Genomic DNA, 15,404 nt, shown 5'->3' on the forward strand with positions numbered 1-15,404 from the left:
AGAATTGTGCATATTTGCAGCCGCAGGTGACTAACCGGTTTGCGGCCATCTTCTTAGGGTTATCAGCAGTGATTGAGGATTAACAGGAGAGTCCCGATGCGTGCTGGTGCCATTACGATTGGCCTTGATTTTGGAAGTGATTCGGTGCGCGCTCTGGCGGTGGACTGCCAGAGCGGCGCCGAATTGCAAAAACAGGTAGTTGCCTATGCGCGATGGAAAGAGGGGAAATATTGTGACCCGAGCGCCAACCGCTTTCGTCATCATCCACAGGATTATATTGATGCGCTGGAACAGGCAATTGTCGGCGTGGTGGCGCGATTAAGCGCGGAACAGCGCGCCAGCGTGGTCGGCATCGGCGTCGATTCCACCGGCTCCACCCCCGCCCCGATTGATCGTGAAGGCCGGGTGCTGGCGCTGCGCCCGGAGTTCGCTGACAATCCAAATGCGATGTTTGTGCTGTGGAAAGATCACACCGCTATCGAAGAAGCCGAAGCGATCAATAAGCTCTGTCATAGCGGCCAGTTTAATGACTATTCACGCTATATCGGCGGCGTTTACTCCTCAGAATGGTTCTGGGCGAAAATTTTACATGTCTCGCGTGCAGACGCAGCGGTACGTGAGGCGGCGGTATCCTGGATTGAACTGTGCGACTGGGTGCCGGCACTGTTAAGCGGTACCACCGCACCAGCAGACATCCGCCGCGGCCGCTGCGCCGCCGGGCATAAATCATTATGGCATCCTGAGTGGCAGGGGCTGCCGGATGCTGAATTCCTTAATGCGCTTGATCCGTTGCTGACCCGCGATCTCGACTTCCCGCTATTCACGAATACCTGGACCGCCGATATCCCGGTCGGCACCCTGACCGCCGAATGGGCCAGCCGTCTGGGTCTGGCGCAGAACGTGACCCTCTCCGGCGGCGCTTTTGACTGCCATATGGGCGCGGTGGGCGCCGGGGCACAACCCTATACGCTGGTCAAAGTGATTGGCACGTCAACCTGCGACATTCTGATTGCCGATGCCGAACGCGTTGGCGAGCGGGCAATTAAAGGCATCTGTGGACAGGTGGATGGCAGCGTAACACCCGGCACCATCGGTCTCGAAGCGGGCCAGTCGGCGTTTGGTGATATGTATGCCTGGTTTAGCCGTTTGCTCAGCTGGCCGCTGCAACAGGCGGCAAAAGATCAGCCGCAACTCGCGCCACAGCTGGAAGCGATTCAGCAGGATCTGTTACGTCAGTTAACTGACGCCTGGGTGGCGAAGCCCAATATGGATCATCTGCCGGTGGTGCTGGACTGGTTTAACGGCCGCCGCACGCCGTTCGCCAATCAGCGCCTGAAAGGGGTGATCACCGATCTGAATTTAGGCACCGACGCGCCGACGCTGTTTGGCGGCTTTATCGCTGCCACCGCTTTCGGCGCACGCGCGATTATGGAGTGCTTTGAACAGCAGCAGATCCCGGTAGAAAACGTGCTGGCGCTTGGCGGTATTGCGCGTAAGTCTCCGGCGATTATGCAGGTCTGCAGCGATGTGATGAACCGTCCGCTGGATATTGTCGCTTCCGATGAGTGCTGCGCGCTTGGCGCCGCCATCTTTGCCGCCGTTGCCGCCGGTATTTACCCTGATATCCCCAGCGCACAGCAGCTGATGGCCAGTCCGATCGCCACGACCCTGCAACCGGACGCCGCCCGCGTCGCGCGCTTTGAGCAACTTTATCAACGCTACCAACACTGGTGTGAGGCAGCAGAACCGCAGTTTGCCTCGCGCACTTCATCCGTTATGTAAGGAGTGGTTTTATGGAACAGGTTAACGCGCTTAGCGTGTGGTTTGTGATTGGCACGCAGCATCTCTATGGCGCCGAAACGTTGCGTCAGGTTGAGCAGCACGCGCAGCAGGTGGTTGACGGAATGAATCGCGAGGCCAGTCTGCCGTTTAAACTGCAGCTGAAACCGCTGGTAAAAAGCCCGGATGAAGCGCTGGCACTCTGTCGTGACGCCAATTTTGATAACAGCTGCCTTGGGATTATCACCTGGCTGCACACTTTCTCGCCGGCAAAAATGTGGATTGGCGGCCTGTCGATCCTGAATAAACCGCTGATGCAGTTCCATACCCAGTTTAACGCGGCGATCCCGTGGGACAGCATGGATATGGACTTTATGAACCTCAACCAGACCGCGCACGGCGGTCGCGAGTTCGGTTTTATCGGCGCGCGCATGCATCTGCAACACAGCGTGATCACCGGCCACTGGCAGGATCCGGTCAGCCACCAGCGTATTGGCAAATGGATGCGCGCTGCGGCGGCCAAACGGGCCAGTCAGCAGCTGAAAGTGGCGCGTTTTGGCGACAATATGCGTGAAGTGGCGGTAACCGAGGGCGATAAAGTGGGCGCCCAGATCCAGTTTGGTTATGCCGTTAATGGCTGGGGCGTTGGCGACCTGGTGGAAGTGATTAACCAGGTTTCCGATGGCGATGTCAGCTCGCTGATCGATGAGTATGAAAGCCAGTATGAATTTACCGCCGTGGCTGCGGTTAACGGCGAGAAGCGTCAGAACGTACTGGATGCGGCGCGCATTGAACTGGGCATCAAACGCTTCCTTGAAGCTGAAGGCTGCCAGGCCTTTACCACTAACTTCCAGACCCTGCATGGGATGACGCAGTTGCCAGGCCTCGCGGTGCAGCGCCTGATGGCGCAGGGTTATGGCTTTGCCGGTGAAGGCGACTGGAAAACCGCCGCGCTGCTGCATATTTTCAAAGTAATGGCGCAGGGTTTGCCGGGAGGCACCTCCTTTATGGAGGATTATACCTATCACTTCGCGCCAGATAACGATCTGGTGCTGGGCTCCCATATGCTGGAAGTCTGCCCGTCAATTGCGCGTGAGGAAAAACCGCTGATCGATGTGCAGTATCTGGGGATTGGCGGCAAAGCCGATCCGGCGCGTCTGATCTTCTCGGCACCTGCCGGACAGGCGGTTAATGCCAGCGTCGTGGATATGGGCGACCGTTTCCGCCTGCTGGTAAATGTGGTCGATGCGATTGAGCAGCCAAAACCCCTGCCGAAACTGCCGGTGGCGCGTGCCATCTGGCGCGCTCAGCCGACACTGGCAACGGCGGCGGAAGCCTGGATCCTTGGCGGCGGCGCGCATCACACGGTATTCAGCCAGGCGCTGGATGTGGAGGATATGCGTCTGTACGCAGAAATGCACGGCATTGAAGTGCTGGTGATTGATAACGACACTACCCTGCCCGCCTTTAAGGATGCGCTGCGCTGGAATGAAGCGTATTACCGGTTGAATATGCGTTAACTGATAAGCGGGAGTCATTAATGGCTCTCTTAAGTCGTGTTATATCAAGGCGGATTAAACCCCGCCTTTTTTTTCATTACTGCCGGGAAATTCGCTGCCATCCGTCACGTAATATACCCCTGGCACTGCGTTTAAATCACTTCACGCTTTACACAAAAAAATAGCAGTCATATTATTCCCTGAGAGTCGATAAGAATATTCTTCGCGCAACAGTTATAAGCAGGATACTTATTTCCAATACTCTCTGTTTTCAACACCCCAGCACAAGCCCTCACCAGATTAATACGAATTTATTTATAAATAATCTGATTAAACGCTGATGAACCCCTCAGTATTTCGTGAACTATTAAAATATATGTAAAGCATATTTATCTGCTCAGGCATTAATCGTTTATTAGCTGCGGAAAACTATCTAACCCTTGCGGGCTAAATAATCGATGTTAATTATTTTTTTGACTTGAGCAGAATATGATGACTAAGCACACTCTTGCAGATATTACAAAAAACCCTGAACGGGGCTGGGGTAGGCTGGTGGCGATATCCCAGATAGCATTACAGATTTCCGTTGCTATCAGCCCTTTTTATCTGCCCGCCGCGCAGGCCGCCACCCCCCCACCTGATATTAAATGGTACCAGAGCAGTAATCTGACCCCGGAAGAGCAAGCGCAATATCGCCTGCAGAGCGAACGAATGGCAACCGCGGCGAACCTGATAGCACAGGACAAACCAGGACAGGCCGCTGCCGGGATGGCGCGTTCCGTTGCCGCCGGAGAGCTGGGCAATGCCGCTTCCGGCTGGCTGAACCAGTTTGGCAACGCGCGCGTACAACTGAATTTTGATGAAAAATTTGGCCTTAACGGCAGTCAGGCCGATGTGCTGGTGCCGCTGTACGAAAATGACGCCAGCCTGCTGTTTAGCCAGCTCGGGGTGCGGCGGACGGATAAACGCACCACCGGCAACCTCGGTGCTGGCTTCCGTACCTTCACCTCCGACTGGATGCTCGGCGCTAACAGCTTCTGGGACAATGATTTTACCGGCCATAACCGCCGTCTCGGCGTTGGGATTGAAGCCTGGCGCGACTACCTCAGATTTTCCGGCAACAACTACTGGCGCCTGAGCGACTGGCATCAGTCACGTGATTTTGCCGACTACGATGAGCGCCCGGCGAATGGTTACGACCTGCGCATGGAAGGCTGGCTGCCTGCGTATCCGCAACTCGGCGCCAGATTAATGTATGAACACTACCGCGGTGATGAAGTTGCCCTGCTCGGCAAAAATAATCGCCAGAAAAATCCATGGGCCTTCAGCAGCGGCGTCAGCTATACGCCCTTCCCGCTGCTCACCGTTAACGCTGAACATCGTGCCGGTAAGCATGGTCTGCAGGATTCTCAGCTCAACCTGGCGCTCAGCTATCGCATGGGTGAGGCCTGGCATAAACAGCTTGATCCTTCCGCCGTTGGCGCCACGCGTCTGCTAAGCGGCAGCCGCCACGATCTGGTTGAGCGTAATAACCATATCGTGCTGGATTACCGTAAACACCAGCAGCTGACACTTAGCCTGCCGGAAAAAGCCAGCGGAAAAAGCCGCAGCCTGCTGCCGGTCAGCTTTGTGGTGAAAAATACCCACCCGATACAGCGTATCGACTGGCACTCTCCGGCGCTGACTGCCGCGGGCGGCATTATTACACCTGCCAGCGAAGGTCGTCTGACGATCACTCTGCCCGCCTGGCAGGTAGCTGGCAGTAATAACTATACCCTGACCGGCACTGTCTATGATGTGGCAGGCAACAGCCACAGCGCCACCATGTCGATTCTGGTGGAAATCGCCGACATCAGCGCGGACACCAGCAGCGTTATCGCCACACCGCCAGCAATCCCGGCCAACGGCGCCAGCACCTCGCTAATCACCGTTACACTGCTGGATAAGGATGCAAAACCGGTAACGGATATGGCGTCCGCGCTGAAAATGGCGTTAAAACAGACCCAGGCGCAGCAACAGCGTGCGCTGAAGGAACAGCAGGATGCAACTCTTACGGAGGTGAAGGAAACGTCCGCCGGTGTTTATGAAGCGATATTCACCTCGGGCACCCGCTACGGCAGCGTCGTGGTCACGCCATCAATTAACGGCGTAAACTTAAAAGCGATGACCATTGAGCTGATCAGCGACAATGCTTCACTGAAAAATGGTGATCTGACGGTCGACAGGGATCATCTCCCGGCCAATGGCACTGATAAAGCCACCTTTACCGCTCTGGTAACCAATGACAGCCATAATCCGCTACCGGGGATCGCCGTCAGCTGGAGCAGCAGCGCCGGGTCACTTAGCAGCGCCAGCAGCATCAGCGGCGCCGACGGCAAAGCTACCATCACGCTTAGCCACACGGTGGCTGGAGAAGCTGAGGTCACCGCCACGCTAAATGGCGCAGGTATCAGTAAGGCAGTGACCTTTATCGCCGATAGCGCCCAGGCCGGCATCGACAGTCGCGATCTGACCAGAGATAAACCGACCGCGATCGCCAATGGCCGCGAGCAGATCACCTATAGCGCCATCGTCAAGGATGGCAGTGGAAACCTCGTACCCAATATTGCCGTCGAATGGGCCACCAACCGCGGCGTTCTGACTGGCAGCAACAGCACTACCGATTCGGACGGTAAAGCGACGATTATCCTCAGCTCAACCTCAGCAGGGGAAGCGCAGGTGACGGCCAGAGTCGGTACTCAGGCGGCGATCAATGCGCCGCTGGCGAACTTTACCGCCGATAGCGGCAGCGGACAGTTCGACGGTGCGGTTGCGGTGGATAAGAGCCAGATTGCGGCCAACGGCAGTGATAAAGCGACCTTCTCCGCAACCGTTAAGGATGCCGGAGGAAACCTGGTGCCGGATATCAGTGTCAGCTGGCAAACCAGCCATGGCGACCTGAGCGATACTATCAGCCACACCAATAATGATGGTGTCGCTACCGTCACCCTGAGCAGCACAGTGCTGGGCAATGCACAGGTGACGGCAGTGGTAAATGGCAACAGTGCCAATGCACAACCGGTGAGTTTTACCGTTGATATAAAAACGGCGCGCGTCGTCAGCATGCAGTCCAACAAGTCAAAACTTACCGGTACCGGTGTGGAACGGGCTGAATTAACTGCAAGAGTTGAAGACAATCAGGGTCATCTGATACCCAATGCGACAGTAAACTGGAGCAGCAATCTGGGCAGCGTCAATGCAACCTCACAAACGGATAGCAACGGCCAGACAACGATTTACCTGATAGCGCCGGTTCTGGTTGCGGCAGAGAATGCGATGTCCACCATAACCACCACCGTTGACGGATCAGATCATCAGCCTGTCGACAATCAGCTGGTGGAGATGACCGCGGTAATGCAGGCTTCAGGTAAATATTACTGGACGCTCAGTACCCGGTACTCCACTGATATTGAAAGTACTGCTCTCTATGCCTGCCAGAGTCGCGGCAGTGCTGACAGGTTGCTAGAACCCGGTGATTTGAGCAACTTTGGCACCGCTGCCGGTCAGATAGACTTTAGCAGTATGCGGGTGCAGGGAGAGTTTAAATCCGGCTATTATCCGCTGGTCGGCAGTTGGGGCTCTACCGGCGCCTGGCTCAGTTCGCAGGACGGGGCAGGCCTGATTGGCACCATGGTCGAGGGTGAACTTGACAGCGGTTCATGGAAGTATGTTTGTGTTAAAAATATCTAGTTAAACGCCGAAGGCTCCGCAAGGAGCCTTTTCTCTTTTCGTGATCGTTACGCCAGCAACCGCATCCGTCCTTACGCCCCTTCCCGCTAACATATAACCCGCCGCGGCATATAGCGAGAACGCGCTCCCGTCCAGCACCAGCATGCCCAGTTCCCCCGTCGCAGAGATTTTCCACACCATCAATGACTGCGTGGAACAGAACGAATGCCATAGCGGTATATGATTTCCCACCGCCAGTTCACTGTAAACGCGCAGAAAAAATGCGGCGAAAATCATAATAAATACCGGAATTTTATGCGCTCCGGTTAGCCAGCCTGTTATTTTTCGCCATGATAAGGTTTATTACCGTGTTAAATTGCATCAATCACCTCAGGAAGCGACGAGCTGCCTTTTTTTATACCTGACAGCACTTACTATAAAAAACGGCCTTAAAGGCTCGAGAGAAATGACGCATTTTAATTTTCAATCTGATGTCGATAAGAATTTTCTCTCAACTCAGATGAAAAAAGGAAATTACTATTACTCACTTTCCCTGACATCACCTGGATTAACTCTCACTAAGCAATACTCCGCTTATAAATCATCCCTGAAAATTCCCTGATAAAAACCTGACAAGCATCTAAGTCATTTAAATATAAGTAAATCTCATTTTAACCCTGCCTGTTAAGTCGTTTATTAAGCCTGCCCGCCAACAGACATTCGGGTGGTTAATCATTTTTTTACTGAAGAGAAACTCTCCCCAGGCAGTGGTCAGTTATTTCTTCGCGTATAAATGCACGATGAAAGCAGAGCGTTTTAATGAGACAGAAAAGTTTTTCCAATATTGCTAAAAACCCAGGAACCGGAGCTGGAAAGCTCCTTGTTATTTCACAAATCGCCGCGCAGATTGCTCTGGCTATCTCCCCCTTCTATATTCACAGCGCAGCCGCCAAAGAAGAGCCGTTTAAGTGGTACCAGAGTGGCAATCTGACGCCAGAAGAACAGGCGCTATACAAGAAACAGAGCGACCGGCTGGTTACGGCAGGCACATTGCTGACGCAGGATAACTCCTCCGCTGCCGCCGCCGGAATGGCGCGTTCTGTCGCCACCGGCGAAATGAACAGTGCGCTATCAGGCTGGCTCAATCAGTTTGGTACCGCGCGGGTTCAGCTGAATGTCGACGAGAAATTTTCCCTGCAGGGAAGTCAGGCCGATGTGCTGCTGCCGCTGTATGACAATAACGACACGCTGTTATTTACCCAGCTAGGTCTGCGGAATGCCGATCAACGCACGACCGGCAATATCGGCGCCGGTGTACGTACCATGACCGGTGACTGGATGCTCGGCGTTAACACTTTCTATGACAATGATTTTACCGGCCATAACCGCCGCCTTGGCGTTGGCGTCGAAGCCTGGCGCGACTATCTGAAATTATCCGGCAACAGCTACTGGCGTCTGAATAACTGGCATCAGTCACGTGATTTTGCTGACTATGATGAGCGCCCGGCGAATGGTTATGATGTGCGCGTCGAAGGCTGGCTGCCAGCTTATCCGCAACTTGGCGCCAAAGTGATGTATGAACAGTACCAGGGTAATGAAGTTGCCCTTTTTGGCAAAGACAATCGCCAGAAAAATCCATGGGCATTCACCGGCGGCGTCAGCTATACGCCCGTTCCGTTGATCACAGTTGGCGCGGAACATCGCTCCGGCAAGAGTGGCAAGCAGGATTCACAGCTTAATCTCGCCCTGAACTACCGCTTGGGTGAATCGTGGCAGTCGCAGATTGACCCGTCGCGTGTTGATGCCGCGCGTCTGTTAAGCGGCAGCCGTCTGGATCTGGTGGAACGTAATAACACCATCGTGCTCGACTATCGCAAACAGGAGTACCTGACACTGGGGCTGCCGGAAAGCGCTACCGGCAAAAGTCGCAGCATGTTGCCGTTAAGCTATGTGGTAAAAAATAGTTATGCGATACAGGCCATCAAGTGGGATTCACCCGCACTGATTGCAGCCGGCGGTGTGATTACGCCAGCCGGTGAAGGCCGACTGAATATCACCCTGCCCGCCTGGCAGATCGCGGGAGCTAACAACTATACCCTGAGCGGCACGATTACCGATGTGAAAGGCAATACCCATACCGCCACCAGCCAGATTGTGGTGGATATCGCTGAGGTCAGCATTGATGGCAGCACCACAACCGCGACACCACCCAGCATTGTTGCTGACGGCACCAGCACTTCAGTAGTGCAGGTGACCATGGTTGACGGCAATGGTCAGCCGATTACCGATATGGCGGCGGCAATGAAACTGGCGCTGGTGGAAACCCAGCATAAAAATCAGCCGAAAGCGCAGCGGGCAATGAAACTGCAGCATGCGGCGCTCAGTGAGGTCAAAGAGAACGGTCCGGGAGTGTATGAAGCCACCTTGACCTCAGGTACCCGCCTTGCCAGTCTGGTGGTCACACCTTCATTTAACGGCACCAGCTTAAAAGCAGTTACCGTGCAGCAGACCGCTGATCTCAGCACTGCACACTTTAAAGGCGACACGATCGTTGCTATCACTGATGGCAGCGTCGCCGATGGCGTGGTGACAAACCAGGTTGATGCCGTTGTCACTGATGCCAACGACAACCCAATCGCCGGTATTACGGTGGACTTTACGCTCAGCGGTAGTGCAACACCGGTAAATAATACACTGTCGGTAGTGACTGATGACGAGGGCAAGGCCAGTATCAGCTATACCAATACTGTCGCGGAGGCAGTGACCGTTAATGCCACGCTGACCAGTAATGGTGGTATCAATGCGAAGGTCGACACCCGCTTTATTGCTGATATTGCCACCGCACAAGTGGTCGAATTAACCAGCGATAAAACCGTAATAACTGGTAGCGGAGGGGAAGAAGCGCAGCTGGTTGCCACGGTGAAAGACGCTAAAGGCAATCTGGTGCCGGATGCAACAGTAAACTGGCAGTCCACCACCGGTAGCTATAACTCAAGCTCAACCACCGATAGTGACGGTAAAACGCAGATTACCCTGAGTGCAGTAAGAGCGGCAACGACTAACGGTAAGGCGACGGTCTCGGCTAAGGCGACAATCGGTACGCCAGCAACGAAGGATATTGACATTCGTGCGGTACTGCAGACCAACGGTAAATATTACTGGACCCTGATCAAGGATCACCGGATTAGCCCCACCGCGGCAGCTCCTGTTGCCCTGGCTAACTGCCAGAACTACGGTGGTGGACGCTTGTTACACAGCTCTGATGTCAATGATTTTGGCCCCGGCAAAGCCGATTTCAACACCCAGATAGTAGACCAGGAGTTCCAGGACTGGGGTTATAAGATGTCCGATCAGTGGACTACCGGCACCGGTAAAGCGGCTGACCTCAATTCCCTGGGTTCAGCCCATGGCGAAATTTATGATGTAAACACGAATTTTGAAGGTTATGTTTGCGTCAAGTCGGTCTGATAATTTCAGCTAGCCATTAGTACTGAAAAGGCTCCGTCAGGAGCCTTTTTTTGCTTATAAGTGCAGCCTTTTCACCGGCGCATTCTGCTGCCGATCCCAGATCACCGTTAACAGCCGTTGCAGCGCAATAAAGCCAAACAGCAGAATGCCGATGGCGATTTTGGTCCACCAGGAGCTGAGTGTGCCATCAAAGTTAATCCAGGTCTGGATCAGTCCCTGAATCAATACGCCAAATAGCGTACCCAGCACCGTACCTACACCGCCGGATAACAAAGTTCCGCCAATCACCACCGAAGCAATCGCATCCAGCTCAACGCCCATGCCCGCCAGCGCATAACCCGCCGAGGTATACAGTGAGAAAACAATGCCGGCCAGCGTCGCCAGCCCGGATGACAGCATATAGATCTTCACCGTAGTGGCGCGGGTCGAAATCCCCATCAGCTGCGCCGAAGTGGCATTGCCGCCAATTGCATACACCTGATTACCAAAGCGCGTGCGGTGCGCCAGCAAAATTCCAGCCACCACCACCAGCAGCATTATCAGCGCCAGCAGACTCAGCCGCCCACCACCGGGGATTTTCCATGCCATTGATGACAGCGTGGAATAGAGCGGGTGATCGATCGGAATCGAACTCTCCGCCACCAGATAGCTGCAACCGCGCAAAAAGAACATCCCCGCCAGCGTAATAATAAACGCCGGGATCTTTAGCGCATCGATCAGCCAGCCCATCATGGCGCCAAACGCCGAACCGGCCAGCAGAATAAGGGTAAACGCCAGCCACGGAGAGAGATGCAGATCGCCAATCACCCGTGCGAGGAATACGCCAGTAAAGGCGATCACTGCCCCCACCGACAGATCAATCCCGCCGGAAAGGATCACAAAGGTCATTCCCACCGCGATAATACCGAGAAAAGCGTTATCGGTCAGAATATTACAGATTACCCGGGTGGAAGCAAAACCGGGAAACTGGCTAAGGCAGAACAGATAACCGGCGACAAATACCAGCAGTGTAATCATTAATGGCAAATGACGTTTAATCACGGCGACGCCCTCGTTTAAACAACTGGATAAAGCGCGGCGACTGCAACAGCAGCACGCACATCACCACCACCGCTTTGACCACCTGATTCAGTTCCGGTGGAAAACCGGAAAGCAGAATACCGGTGTTCATCGCCTGTATAATCAGTGCGGCGATCAGCGACAGCACCAGATTAAAGCGCCCGCCCATCAGCGAAGCACCACCAATCACCACCGCCAGAATCGCATCCAGCTCCAGCCACAACCCGGCATTATTGGCATCGGCGCCGCGAATATCCGCCGCGACGATTAACCCGGCGACGGCGGCGCAGAGGCCGCTAATCACATAGGTCGACATCACCACCAGCCAGCCGGTGACTCCGGCATTGCGCGCGGCGCGCAGATTAATGCCCACCGCCTCAATAAACAGGCCAAGCGCGGTTTTACGCGTTACCAGCCACACCAGCAGCGCCACCAGCAGGGTGATCCACACCGGCACTGGCAGAGTCCACAGCGTACCGCTACCAATCCGCGCCAGCGCATCACTGTTAAAGGTGACAATCTGCCCCTGAGTAATCAGCTGGGCAATGCCGCGCCCCGCCACCATCAGAATCAGGGTGGCGACAAACGGCTGGATCCGCAGTAACGCTACCAGCACGCCATTCCACAGGCCGCAGGCGATGCCGGTACCCAGCGTGGCGAGGATCACCAGCGTCAGGCTGTAACCGGCCACCGTCATGGTGGCTGCCGTGGCGCCGGCAATCGCCATCACCGCCCCCACCGACAGATCAATGCCGCCGGTGGCAATCACCAGCGTCATGCCAATCGCCAGCAACGCCACCGGCGCCGCACGATTGAGGATATCGATCGGGCTGCCAAACAAACGGCCATCCTGCAAATGGATGGCAAAAAAATTACTGGCGACCAGGCTGTCGACCAGCAGCACCAGGATCAGAGCGGCAATTTGCGGCATCCCCGGCGGCAGTTTACGTTTCAGCATGCGTGGCTTCTCCTTATCCGGGGCCAGATCTGTCTCAAGCATGTTGCGCCCCTCCGTCAGCAATCGCGTTGACGATTGACGCCACCGAGAGCTGTTCGAGCGGGATTTCCGCCACCTGCCGGCGATCGCGCAGGATCAACACCCGATCGGCATAGCCCACCAGCTCTTCCAGTTCAGAGGAGATCACCAGCAGCGCCAGGCCGTCGGCGCAGAGTGATTCAATCAGACGAATAATCTCCGCATGCGCGCCGACGTCAATGCCGCGCGTCGGTTCATCGAGAATCAGAAACTGCGGTCGGGTCACCAGCCAGCGTGACAGCAACACTTTCTGCTGATTACCGCCGGAGAGCAGCTCTACCGGCTGATCGGCATCCGGGGTACGGATACCCAGACTTTTGATAAAGCGCTCGGCAATTTGCTGCTGTTCACGCCGTTTAATCGGCCGCAGCCAGCCGCGCTGCGCCTGCAATGCCAGAATAATATTTTCGCGTACTGAGGCAGCGCCAATAATACCGTCGGTTTTACGATCTTCCGGACAGAAGCCCATCCCCAGATGTGAGGCCTGCGCAGGAGTGCGAATGGTACGTTTTTTGCCTTTGACTTTGACACTCCCGCTATCGGCACGACGAATGCCAAACAACAGCTCGGCGGTTTCGGTACGACCGGAACCAAGCAGTCCGGCCAGCCCCACCGCTTCACCCGGCCTGACCTGCAGGCTGAAAGGCTCAATCACCCCCTTTTTGCCGTAATCGGTAAACTCCACCACTGGTTGATTGCTGCGTAAGGTACTGCCCGCACGCTGCAATGCCGTCTCCAGCAGCTCGCGCCCCAGCATCAGCTTGATCAGTTCAATGCGTGGCAGGCTTTTAGTCTCGCGGGTGGCAATAAACTGTCCGTTACGCAGCACGGTAATCCGGTCGCTGATGCGATACACCTGATCGAGAAAATGGGTGACAAAAATCAGGCTCATGCCTTTGGCCCTGAGCTGATTCATCAGGGTAAACAGCATTTCCACCTCGCTGGCATCGAGGCTGGCGGTAGGTTCATCGAGGATCAGCACCTGTGCCGAGAGATCCACCGCGCGGCAAATGGCGATAATCTGCTGCATCGCCACTGAGTACTGCCCGAGCGAACGGGTGACATCCAGTTCAAAGCCATAATCCTGCAGTAATTTCGTTGCATCACGCACCATCGCTTTGCGGTCGATCATGCCAAAGCGTCGCGGTTCGCGGCCAATAAACAGGTTATCCGCCACCGACATATTCGGCAGCAGGTTAACTTCCTGATACACCGTACCAATGCCGATCTGTTGCGCCTGGGCGGTATTGTGTGGATTAATCGCCTGGCCGTTTAGCGTCACGGTGCCGGCATCACGCTGATAGACGCCGGTAAGCACCTTGATCATCGTCGATTTACCGGCGCCGTTCTCCCCCAGCAGCGCCATAATTTCACCGCGCCTGATACTAAAAGAGACATTATCCAACGCCTTTACTCCGGGGAAAAACTTACTGACGCCGCGAATATCTAACAGCGCTTCCTCTGTTTGCGTGGTCATAAACGTCGCCTCTCAACATGAAAAAAGCCGCCTGATTGCATAGCCTGTCCCGCAATTCCTTATGCAGCTAAAGGGGGGGTGGCTGTGAATCAGGCGGCGCTATGCTTAGTAGCCCATACCTTTTTTCTTGTCTAACTCTGTCTGCGCATCAGCTGGCAGAAAAAGTTTTGACTCGGTTTTGATAATTTTCGGCGGTTGAGTGCCGTCTTTTTTCAGTTTTTCCAGCGCATCAAATGCCGGACCGGCCATATTTGGCGTCAACTCGACGTTAGCGTTGGCTTCGCCCGCCAGCATCGCTTTATAGATATCCGGCACACCATCAATCGACCCGGTAAGAATATCTTTGCCCGGTTTCAGGCCCGCCTCTTTGATTGCCTGAATCGCGCCGATCGCCATATCGTCATTGTGGGCGTAAACCATGCAGATATTTTTGCCGTTGTTTTCCGCCTTGATAAAGCTCTCCATCACCTCTTTCCCTTTACTGCGCGTGAAGTCACCAGACTGGGAACGCACCACTTTGATGTTGCTGGCGCCGGCAATCGCTTCTGCGAAACCTTTCTTGCGGTCGATGGCTACGCTGGCACCGACGGTGCCCTGCAGCTCGACGACATTACAGGGTTTGCCTGCCACCTGCCTGACCAGCCAGTCACCAATCAGTTTGCCTTCCAGCACGTTATCCGCGGTGACCACCGCCTCATACAGCGACTTGTCTTTCACCACGATGGCACGGTCCAGCAGGAAGACCGGAATTTTGGCGTCTTTCGCTTCTTCAAGCACCGGTTCCCAGCCGGTTTGCACCACAGGTGCGATAAAAATGGCATCGACGCCCTGCGCAATAAACGAGCGCACGGCTTTAATCTGGTTCTCCTGCTTTTGCTGACCATCGGCAATTTTCAGCGTGATGCCGCGTTTAGCCGCTTCGCTTTTCGCCACGCTGGTTTCGGCAGCGCGCCAGCCCGATTCAGAGCCAACCTGCGAAAAACCGACCGTCATATCGGCTGCCAGCACGGAACCGGAGAGTGCGGCACTCACCAGGGTGGTTAAGAGTAAACGCTTCCACATAATCTTTTTTCCTCTGATGGGAGATTGCTGTATAGGGACAAAGCCACTCAAGCCTGGACTATCCGGGTAAAAACAATTTCGACTTACTTCACAAAATGCCACGAATTAAATGAGTTACGTAAAAACGGCAAAGATTTTGCCGTCCGGTATATGGAGTTTTTTCCTGCAAATGATTTAACCGCGGCTGAATAATCGTAATAAACTGAAGCGGTTAAGACGTCGTCATTTGGAAGCGATTACAACACCACGTAAAGTTCTGCCATTTCCACTCGCCGGTTAAGCCTGAAAAAATTATCTGAACTGTGACTGGTCGCAC

9 protein-coding genes are annotated in these 15,404 nt (G+C 54.7%); 4 read left to right on the top strand and 5 right to left on the bottom strand.

What is annotated here, in order from left to right:
* Positions 1-96 precede the first annotated feature (96 nt).
* The 3 genes from N5923_RS20205 to N5923_RS20215 all read left to right on the top strand — a co-directional run bounded on the left by N5923_RS20205 (position 97) and on the right by N5923_RS20215 (position 7,007).
* Positions 97-1,782: a ribulokinase gene (locus N5923_RS20205; protein WP_267141701.1), complete on the top strand. Its 1,686-nt coding sequence runs from the start codon at positions 97-99 to the stop codon at positions 1,780-1,782.
* A gap of 11 nt (positions 1,783-1,793) precedes the next feature.
* Positions 1,794-3,299 carry an L-arabinose isomerase gene (gene araA / locus N5923_RS20210; protein WP_267141700.1) on the top strand — a complete coding sequence of 502 codons (1,506 nt, stop codon included), beginning with the start codon at positions 1,794-1,796 and terminating at the stop codon, positions 3,297-3,299.
* Positions 3,300-3,830: 531 nt separating this feature from the next.
* Entirely contained in the window at positions 3,831-7,007 is a 3,177-nt protein-coding gene (locus tag N5923_RS20215) for an inverse autotransporter beta domain-containing protein (RefSeq protein ID WP_267141699.1), read from the top strand.
* Here N5923_RS20215 and N5923_RS20220 read toward each other — a convergent pair whose 3' ends face one another.
* A complete protein-coding gene (locus tag N5923_RS20220; protein ID WP_267141698.1) occupies positions 7,008-7,283 on the bottom strand; it encodes a hypothetical protein in 276 nt (91 codons plus the stop codon).
* Between the two features lie 522 nt (positions 7,284-7,805).
* Here N5923_RS20220 and N5923_RS20225 point away from each other — a divergent pair.
* The gene (locus N5923_RS20225; protein ID WP_267141697.1) at positions 7,806-10,454 is read left to right on the top strand and encodes an inverse autotransporter beta domain-containing protein; all 2,649 of its coding nucleotides are present in this window, start codon (positions 7,806-7,808) and stop codon (positions 10,452-10,454) included.
* A 54-nt stretch (positions 10,455-10,508) separates the two neighbouring features.
* Here the strand turns inward: N5923_RS20225 and yjfF are convergent, their stop codons facing one another.
* The 4 genes from yjfF to ytfQ all read right to left on the bottom strand — a co-directional run bounded on the left by yjfF (position 10,509) and on the right by ytfQ (position 15,088).
* Positions 10,509-11,495 carry a galactofuranose ABC transporter, permease protein YjfF gene (gene yjfF, locus N5923_RS20230; RefSeq protein WP_267141696.1) on the bottom strand — a complete coding sequence of 329 codons (987 nt, stop codon included), beginning with the start codon at positions 11,493-11,495 and terminating at the stop codon, positions 10,509-10,511.
* The gene (gene ytfT / locus N5923_RS20235; protein WP_267141707.1) at positions 11,488-12,471 is read right to left on the bottom strand and encodes a galactofuranose ABC transporter, ATP-binding protein YtfT; all 984 of its coding nucleotides are present in this window, start codon (positions 12,469-12,471) and stop codon (positions 11,488-11,490) included. Before ytfT ends, yjfF begins: the two co-directional genes overlap by 8 nt.
* 34 nt (positions 12,472-12,505) lie before the next feature.
* Positions 12,506-14,026 (bottom strand): galactofuranose ABC transporter, ATP-binding protein YtfR, encoded by a 1,521-nt coding sequence (gene ytfR / locus N5923_RS20240; RefSeq protein ID WP_267141695.1) that lies wholly within the window; start codon positions 14,024-14,026, stop codon positions 12,506-12,508.
* Between the two features lie 105 nt (positions 14,027-14,131).
* Entirely contained in the window at positions 14,132-15,088 is a 957-nt protein-coding gene (gene ytfQ, locus N5923_RS20245) for a galactofuranose ABC transporter, galactofuranose-binding protein YtfQ (protein WP_267141694.1), read from the bottom strand.
* Between the last annotated feature and the right edge of the window lie 316 nt (positions 15,089-15,404).

Origin of the sequence: Winslowiella arboricola, from assembly GCF_025527015.1 — a bacterium.
Lineage (GTDB): Bacteria > Pseudomonadota > Gammaproteobacteria > Enterobacterales > Enterobacteriaceae > Erwinia > Erwinia arboricola.

What these genes read in the sequence shown, in the direction of transcription:
- N5923_RS20205 (WP_267141701.1), top strand. Translation starts at nt 97, where the DNA reads ATGCGTGCTGGTGCCATTACGATTGGCCTTGATTTTGGAAGTGATTCG.
- araA (WP_267141700.1), top strand. Translation starts at nt 1,794, where the DNA reads ATGGAACAGGTTAACGCGCTTAGCGTGTGGTTTGTGATTGGCACGCAG.
- N5923_RS20220 (WP_267141698.1), bottom strand. Translation starts at nt 7,283, where the DNA reads ATGATTTTCGCCGCATTTTTTCTGCGCGTTTACAGTGAACTGGCGGTG.
- N5923_RS20225 (WP_267141697.1), top strand. Translation starts at nt 7,806, where the DNA reads ATGAGACAGAAAAGTTTTTCCAATATTGCTAAAAACCCAGGAACCGGA.
- ytfT (WP_267141707.1), bottom strand. Translation starts at nt 12,471, where the DNA reads ATGCTGAAACGTAAACTGCCGCCGGGGATGCCGCAAATTGCCGCTCTG.
- ytfR (WP_267141695.1), bottom strand. Translation starts at nt 14,026, where the DNA reads ATGACCACGCAAACAGAGGAAGCGCTGTTAGATATTCGCGGCGTCAGT.
- ytfQ (WP_267141694.1), bottom strand. Translation starts at nt 15,088, where the DNA reads ATGTGGAAGCGTTTACTCTTAACCACCCTGGTGAGTGCCGCACTCTCC.